Origin of the sequence: Kitasatospora sp. NPDC004799 (assembly GCF_040609095.1) — a bacterium.
Lineage (GTDB): Bacteria > Actinomycetota > Actinomycetes > Streptomycetales > Streptomycetaceae > Kitasatospora.
The window spans coordinates 1-2403 of the sequence record NZ_JBEXJK010000688.1 but is presented as its reverse complement, the minus strand read 5'-3'; the positions used below and the strand labels follow the sequence as shown (position 1 = coordinate 2403).

Annotated in this window: 1 protein-coding gene and 2 pseudogenes; 2 read left to right on the top strand and 1 reads right to left on the bottom strand. The window is 74.9% G+C overall.

Features of this window, described 5'->3' with window-relative positions:
* Nucleotides 1–108, top strand: a pseudogene (locus ABZW03_RS39920) (IS5/IS1182 family transposase); the annotation flags it as partial.
* Here ABZW03_RS39920 and xylA read toward each other — a convergent pair.
* Nucleotides 94–1101, bottom strand: a pseudogene (gene xylA / locus ABZW03_RS39915) (xylose isomerase); the annotation flags it as partial. The pseudogenes ABZW03_RS39920 and xylA sit on opposite strands and share 15 nt — an antisense overlap.
* Nucleotides 1102–1199: 98 nt before the next feature.
* Between xylA and ABZW03_RS39910 the strand changes: the two are divergent.
* A partial coding sequence (locus ABZW03_RS39910; RefSeq protein WP_355269654.1) for an FGGY family carbohydrate kinase occupies nucleotides 1200–2403 on the top strand: 1204 nt, incomplete at its 3' end.

Sequence of the window (2403 nt, the reverse complement as noted above, 5' to 3'; positions counted from 1 at the left end):
GATGCGTTGCGCGAGCGGGTCCGGGTGGCGGACGGGCGGGATCCGCAGCCTTCGGCGGCGGTGCTGGACTCGCAGTCGGCCCGCAGCCACCAGGGAGGCGGCGAGCGCGGCCCGGACCTCCGGGTCGGCCCGGAACGCGCGGGAGCGCTCGGCCAGCAGCAGGTAGTTGCGCATGCAGCCGGCCGCCGAGGCCCAGACGCCGTCGAAGTCCTCGGTGCGCGGCGGCTTGAAGTCGAAGTGCCGCGGGCCGTCGTAGCCGGCCGACTCCAGCAGGTCGACCAGCCAGAAGGCCTGCCGGAGGTCTCCGGCGCCGAAGCGCAGGTCCTGGTCGTACTTGATGCCGGACTGGCCGTTGAGGTCGATGTGGAACAGCTTGCCGTGCCACAGGGCCTGGGCGATGCCGTGCGGGAAGTTGAGCCCGGCCATCTGCTCGTGGCCCACCTCCGGGTTGACGCCGACCCGCTCGGGGCGCTCCAACTCGTTGATGAACGCCAGGGCGTGGCCCACCGTGGGCAGCAGGATGTCGCCGCGCGGCTCGTTGGGCTTGGGCTCGATCGCGAACCGCAGGTCGTAGCCCTGCTGCTCGACGTACTCGCCCAGCAGGTCGAAGGCCTCCTTCAGCCGGTCCAGCGCGGTGCGCACGTCCTTCGCCGCGCCGGACTCGGCGCCCTCGCGACCGCCCCAGGCGACGTAGACCGAGGCGCCGAGCTCCGCGGCCAGGTCGATGTTGCGGATCGTCTTGCGCAGCGCGTAGCGCCGCACGTCGCGGTCGTTGGCGGTGAAGGCGCCGTCCTTGAAGACGGGGTGGGTGAACAGGTTGGTGGTCGCCATCGGGACCTTCAGCCCGGCGGCGTCCAGCGCGGCGCGGAAGCGCTTGACGGTCTCCTCGCGGGTGGCCTCGTCCGCGCCGAAGGGGATCAGGTCGTCGTCGTGGAAGGTGACGCCGTAGGCGCCGAGTCCGGCCAGCCGCTGGACGGTCTCGACCGGGTCGAGGGCGGGGCGGGTCGCGTCGCCGAAGGGGTCGCGCCCCTGCCAACCGACGGTCCACAGGCCGAAGGTGAACTTGTGCGCGGGGGTGGGGACGAGCGGGTCGCTGGACATGGTGCGGCTCCGGATCCGTGCCGAGGGGGGTGTTTGTCAGGGCTCTCAACAAATTAGTATGCCGGGACGTCAGAAGGAAACCCCCACCGGAGGAACGCATGGCTGAGCAGCGGGTCGTGATCGGCGTCGACAGCTCGACCCAGTCCACCAAGGCCCTCGCCGTCGACATCGACACGGGCACGGTCGTGGGCGAGGGCCGCGCCCCGCACACCGTCAGCGAGGGAGCCGGCCGGGAGAGCGATCCCGAGCAGTGGTGGCGGGCGTTCGAGGAGGCCGCCGTCCGGACCGGCTGGGCCGACCGCGCGGCCGCCGTCTCGATCGCCGGCCAGCAGCACGGCCTGGTCACCCTGGACGCGGCCGGCGCGCCGGTCCGCCCCGCGCTGCTGTGGAACGACGTCCGCTCCGCGCCGCAGGCCGCCGGGCTGCGGACCGCGATCGGCCCGGCGGAGATCGCCCGCCGCACCGGCAGCCTGCCGACCGCCGCCTTCACCGCCCCCACGTGGGCCTGGCTGCGCGCCACCGAGCCCGCCGCCGCCGACCGCGTCGCGGCCGTCCGCCTCCCGCACGACTTCCTCACCGAGCGGCTGACCGGGGAGGCGGTGACCGACCGCGGCGACGCGTCCGGGACGGGCTGGTGGGGGCCGGACGGCTACGACAAGGACGTCCTCGACCGCATCGGCCTCGACCCGGCCCTGCTGCCGCGGGTCCTCGGACCGGGCGCGCGGGCCGGCCTGGTCCGCCCGGGGACGGCACTGCGCGCGGGGGTGCCGGTGGCCGCCGGAACCGGCGACAACATGGCCGCCGCCCTCGGGCTCGGCCTGCGGTTCGGGCAGCCGGTGCTCAGCCTCGGCACCTCCGGGACGGTCTACGCCGTCGGCCGGCAGCGGCCGGTGGACCCGAGCGGGACGGTCGCCGGCTTCGCCGACGCCCTCGGCGGCTGGCTGCCGCTCGCCTGCACGCTCAACTGCACCCTCGCCGTCGACCGCTTCGCCGCCCTGCTCGGACGCGGCCGCGAGGAGGTCGAGGCCGGCGGCACCGCGGTGGTGCTGCCCTACCTGGACGGTGAGCGCACCCCGGACCTGCCCGGCGCCTCCGGCCTGGTCCACGGGCTGCGCCACGACACCACGCCGGGCCAACTGCTCCAGGCCGCGTACGACGGCGCCGCCCACGCCCTCCTCACCGCCCTGGCCGACGTGCTGCGCGCGGGCGGTTCAGCCGAGGTTCGCGAGCGCCTCGTTGAAGGTCTTCGACGGACGCATCACGGCGGCGGCCTTGGCCGGGTCCGGCTGGTAGTAGCCGCCG